4 protein-coding genes are annotated in these 5,185 nt (G+C 73.2%); all 4 read left to right on the forward strand.

Features of this window, described 5'->3' with window-relative positions:
* Window positions 1–87 precede the first annotated feature (87 nt).
* Complete coding sequence (gene argR, locus AC5LUJ_RS11690; protein ID WP_250283369.1) at window positions 88–663, forward strand: arginine repressor; 576 nt, start codon at window positions 88–90, stop codon at window positions 661–663.
* A gap of 445 nt (window positions 664–1,108) precedes the next feature.
* Window positions 1,109–2,311: an argininosuccinate synthase gene (locus AC5LUJ_RS11695; RefSeq protein ID WP_250283337.1), complete on the forward strand. Its 1,203-nt coding sequence runs from the start codon at window positions 1,109–1,111 to the stop codon at window positions 2,309–2,311.
* A 164-nt stretch (window positions 2,312–2,475) separates the two neighbouring features.
* The gene (gene argH / locus AC5LUJ_RS11700) at window positions 2,476–3,867 is read left to right on the forward strand and encodes an argininosuccinate lyase (protein ID WP_250283367.1); all 1,392 of its coding nucleotides are present in this window, start codon (window positions 2,476–2,478) and stop codon (window positions 3,865–3,867) included.
* Window positions 3,849–4,796, forward strand: a complete 948-nt coding sequence (locus AC5LUJ_RS11705; protein ID WP_250292071.1) for a DNA-3-methyladenine glycosylase — start codon at window positions 3,849–3,851, stop codon at window positions 4,794–4,796. The genes argH and AC5LUJ_RS11705 overlap by 19 nt, the downstream gene beginning before the upstream one ends.
* Window positions 4,797–5,185 lie beyond the last annotated feature (389 nt).

Below are 5,185 nucleotides of genomic sequence, written 5' to 3' on the forward strand. Positions count from 1 at the left end.
ATCCAGGTGGCGGAAGCCACCGCGGCAGCCCGGACGGCCGGGGCGCGGGGGCCCGAGAGCATCGTGGCGGCGCAGCCGCCCACGGCGGTGCGGCACGCGGCCGTGCCGCTGACCAAGCACGCCCGCCAGGTCAGGCTCGCCGCCCTGATCGCCCGGCAGCCGGTGCGTTCGCAGATGGAGCTGGCCCGGCTGCTGGCGGCCGAAGGCGTCCAGGTCACGCAGGCGACGCTGTCACGCGACCTGGAGGATCTCGGCGCGACCAAGGTGCGCAGCCCGCAGGGCGGGCTCGTCTACGCCGTCGACGTCAACCTGGCGCCGGCCGAGTCGGTGCGGCTGCCGCTGGGCCGGCTCTGCGAGGAGCTGCTGGTCTCGGCCGAGGCCAACGGCGACCTGGTGGTCCTGCGGACCCCGCCGGGTGCCGCGCAGCTGTTCGCCTCGGCCCTGGACCGCGCGTCGCTGCCGGAGGTCATGGGCACCATCGCCGGCGACGACACGGTGCTGGTGGTGTGCCGGTCAGCTCAGGTGGCCGCCGGCGGCCCGCCTGCCGCCGGTGCCGTTCCCACCGGTCCCGAGCTGGCCGCCCGGCTGCTCGGCCTGGCTGAGGGCCGCACCAGCGACGCCTTCGTCGGCCTGGTCGGCCCCGGCTCCGCCCCGGGCGGCTGACCGGCCGGTTGGCCGGGCGCGCTCAGCCACGACGGCCGGCCGTTCTTCAGCCGCCTGACCGGCGGGGGTGTTGGTCAGACAGCTCGGAGGCGTTCCACAATCGATCAATGGCCCGTGATCGAGCTTCGCCGAAGCGTGAAATCATGAAAGTGAGGGACGGACGGTCGTCGCGGTAGCCGTTTCCGTACCCACCTTTCCCGACCGAAGAGCTCTCCCGGCCGGAACAGGACGGGGACCACCCACCGGTGCTCCAGCTACGGGCCCGGACGACACCGGCCCCGGCGGCAGCCGTTGCCGGAGCTGCCGGAGCTGGGCACAACGCCTGACGGGCGCACCGGCGCCTGGCGGCACAACTGCACAACCGCTCGGGAGCACACCCCGGGAGCACACCCCGGGAGCACACCCCGGGAACACGGAAAACGCAGAGAGGAAAGGTTGATCAGCGGTGACTGACCGCGTGGTACTGGCATATTCGGGTGGTCTGGACACGTCCGTGGCCATCGGGTGGATCGGCGCCGAGACCGGTGCGGAGGTCGTGGCCCTGGCCGTCGACGTCGGCCAGGGCGGTGAGGATCTCGAGGCGATCCGGCAGCGTGCCCTGACCTGCGGGGCGGTGGAGTCGGTCGTGGTCGACGCGCGGGAGGAGTTCGCCCGCTCCTTCGTCGCCCCCGCCATCCGGGCGAACGCCCTGTACATGGACCGCTATCCGCTGATCTCGTCGCTGTCACGGCCGGTGATCGTCCGCCACCTGGTGGAGGCGGCGCACACCTTCGGCGCCGGGGCCATCGCCCACGGCTGCACCGGCAAGGGCAACGACCAGGTGCGTTTCGAGGTCGGCGTGATGGCACTGGCACCGGAGCTGAAGGTGCTGGCGCCGGTACGCGACTCCGGGATGACCCGGGACAAGGCGATCGCCTTCGCCGACGAACGCGGCCTGCCCATCGACGTGACGGCACGTTCCCCCTACTCCATCGACCAGAACCTGTGGGGACGCACCGCCGAGTGTGGCGTGCTCGAGGATCCGTGGGCACAGCCGCCGGAGGACGTCTTCGTCTACACCGCCGACCCGACGCTCGCGCGGGACCCGGACGAGGTGACGATCGGTTTCGCCGATGGCCTCCCGGTCTCCCTCGACGGCCGCGCACTGCCGCTGCCGGAGCTGGTCGCGGAGCTGAACACCCGCGCGGGCGCGCAGGGCGTCGGGCGGATCGACCTGATCGAGGACCGGCTGGTGGGGATCAAGAGCCGGGAGATATACGAGTGCCCGGCGGCGATCACCCTGCTGACCGCCCACCGTGACCTGGAGGACCTCACCCTCGAGCGTGACCTCGCCCGGTTCAAGCGCGGGGTGGACCAGCGCTGGGCCGAGCTGGTCTACGACGGCCTGTGGTACTCGCCGTTGCGGGCCGCGCTGGACGCGTTCGTCGACAACGCCAGCGTCCGGGTCAGCGGCGACGTGCGGATCCGGCTCGCCGGCGGGGTCGCCCAGGTGGTGGGACGGCGCAGCGATGCGAGCCTGTACGACCACGCGCTGGCGACCTACGACGCCGGCGACCAGTTCGACCAGCGCGACGCCCGCGGCTTCATCGACCTGTGGGGCCTGCCGAGCAAGGTGTGGGCCGCCCGGGAACAGCGGCTGTCGCGGTGAGCGTGTCGGCATCCCAGCCACCGACGGCCTCCGAGCCGGCCGTGCCCGAGCCAGGCGCGTCCCAGCCGGCGACCGAGCCGACCGTGTCCCGGCCGGGGCCCGAGCCGGCAGGGCCCGCCTCGTCGGCATCCGGATCCGGGTCCCCGTCCTCGTCGCCGACGAGGTTGTGGGGTGGGCGTTTCGCCGGCGGCCCGGCGCAGGCGCTGGCCCGCCTGTCGGTCAGCGTCCAGTTCGACTGGCGGCTGGCCCCCTACGACCTGCGGGCCTCCGGCGCCCACGCCCGGGTGCTGCACCGCGCCGGCCTGCTCGACGACGGCGAGCTGGCCGCCATCCTGGCCGCGCTCGACGACCTGTCGGAGGCGGTGCGTACCGGCGGCTTCCGCCCGACCGTGGACGACGAGGACGTGCACACCGCGCTGGAGCGGGGGCTGCTCGAACGCCTCGGCGCGCTGGGGGGCAAGCTGCGCGCCGGGCGCAGCCGCAACGACCAGGTCGCCACCGACCTGCGGATGTACCTGCGGGATCATGCCCGCCAGGTGGCCGCCCGCCTGATCGAGCTCCAGCAGGCCATCGTCGACCAGGCGGCGGCGCACGTGGACACCCCCGCCCCCGGGATGACCCACCTCCAGCACGCCCAGCCGATCTCGTTCGCCCACCAGCTGCTGGCGCACGTCCACGCGTTCGCCCGGGACGTCGACCGGCTGCGGGACTGGGACCGCCGCGCCGCCGTGTCCAGCCTCGGGGCGGGGGCGTTGGCCGGCTCCTCGCTGCCGCTGGATCCGCACGGCGTCGCTGTCGAACTGGGTTTCGACTCGGCGTTCGAGAACTCCATCGACGCCGTCTCCGACCGTGACTTCGCCGCGGAGTTCCTGTTCGCGGCCGCGCTGATCGGCGTGCACCTGTCCCGGCTCGGCGAGGAGATCGTCCTGTGGACCAGCCGCGAGTTCGGCTGGGTCGAACTGGACGACGCCTTCGCCACCGGCAGCTCGCTCATGCCGCAGAAGAAGAACCCGGACGTCGCCGAGCTCGCTCGGGGCAAGTCCGGCCGTCTGATCGGGGCGCTCACCGGGCTGCTCACCACGCTCAAGGGGCTCCCGCTGGCCTACGACCGCGACCTGCAGGAGGACAAGGAGCCGGTGTTCGACGCGGTCGACACCCTCCTGCTGGTGTTGCCGGCGACCGCCGGGACGGTGGCCACGATGCGGGTGCGCCGTCAGCGCCTCGCCGAGGCAGCCCCGGACGGGTTCGCGCTGGCCACGGATGTGGCCGAACACCTCGTCCGCGGCGGGGTGCCCTTCCGGGAGGCGCACGAGGCGGTCGGGCAGCTGGTGGCCTGGTGCGTGGCGCACGATGTCGGCCTCGAGGATGTCGGCGCCGAGCAGCTGGCGGCCATCAATCCCCGGCTGACCCCGGGCGTGCGCTCGGTGCTGTCCGTCCAGGGCGCGCTGGAGGCCCGGTCGGCCCCGGGCGGGACGGCACCGGCCCGGGTGCGCGAGCAGCTGGCCGCGGTCACCGAACGCCTGCGCGGGGACCGCGAGTGGGCGGGAGGCGTCTGAGCGTCGCGGACCGGCGCTTCTACGCGCGGCCGCCGCTGGACGTCGCCCGCGACCTGCTGGGCGTCCGGCTGTGCCGAGGCGGGGTCGTCGTCCGGCTGACCGAGGTCGAGGCCTACGGCGGCCGGGACGATCCCGCCTCGCACGCGTTCCGCGGCCCGACCCCGCGGTGCGCGGTGATGTTCGGGCCGCCCGGGCACCTGTACGTCTACTTCGTGTACGGGATGCACTGGTGCGTGAACATCGTGTGCGGGCCGCCCGGCGCGGCGGCCGCTGTCCTGCTGCGTGCGGGTGAGGTGGTCGAGGGGGCGGCGGACGCCGTGCGCGGCCGTACGCACCTGCGCCGGGCGGAGCTGGCCCGGGGCCCGGGAAGGCTCGCCCGGGCGCTGGCCGTCGACGGCTCCCTCAACGGCGCCGACCTCGTCCCCAGCGTCCCCAGCGTCCCTGGCGCTCCTGATCTCCGCGGCGTTTCCTCCGTTGTACCCAGCCCCTCCGACATTCCCGGTGCTCCTGATGCCGGCGGCCCTGGCGGTCCCGGCGGGCGTGCCGTGCCGTGCGTGCTGCCCGGCCTGCCCAGGGCGTCCACGGGCGGGGGTGCACCCGGGGGAGGAGCACTCGTGCTCAGCGCCGGCCCCTGGATCGACGAGGCCCGGGTCGCCCGCGGGCCCCGGATCGGGATCAGGACCGCCCAGGACCGGCCATGGCGGTTGTGGATCGCCGGGGATGCGTCGGTCAGCGGCCCGCGGCGTGGCCAGCGGAGGCCGGCGCCGCCCATATCCCCGTCGCAGCCGTCCCTGCCAGCGCCGTCTCCACTGCCAGCGCCGCCCTCGTCGCCAGCGCCGTCTCCACTGCCAGCGTCGTCGTCCTCGTCTGCCGCTGTCCCTACCGTCGCCGCTGTCCCGACCGTGTTCTTCGGCGGGCCGCGGCGGTGACGGTGGGTCCCCACCCTGGACGGTGGCCGTCCTTGCGGCCGTACGGCCGACCTGTGCGGTGGCAGCCAGCGATACTCGCATACCAGACGGGTGCGTCAAGGCGACATCCAGGAGCTGTGATGTACATCACAGATCAAAAAGCCTCTGGCGTTTGACGATCCCGTTGGCCATCCGTAATGTTCTCTCTGCCGGCGGAAAGCCGGGAGACATCCGAACCAGATTCACCACTCGGATGGCCCCCATCCCCGGCCCGACACTCACTGTGAGTGTTCGGGGGAGTCGTCGAGGCGGCCACCGGATGATCCGGGGCGGTTTGACTCAACGAGATTCCTTCAGTAAATTCGAGAAGTTGTCCCGGAAGGATATCGAAAGATATCCCAGGGTGAACA

This window comes from Protofrankia sp. CiP1_Cm_nod3, assembly GCF_982290655.1.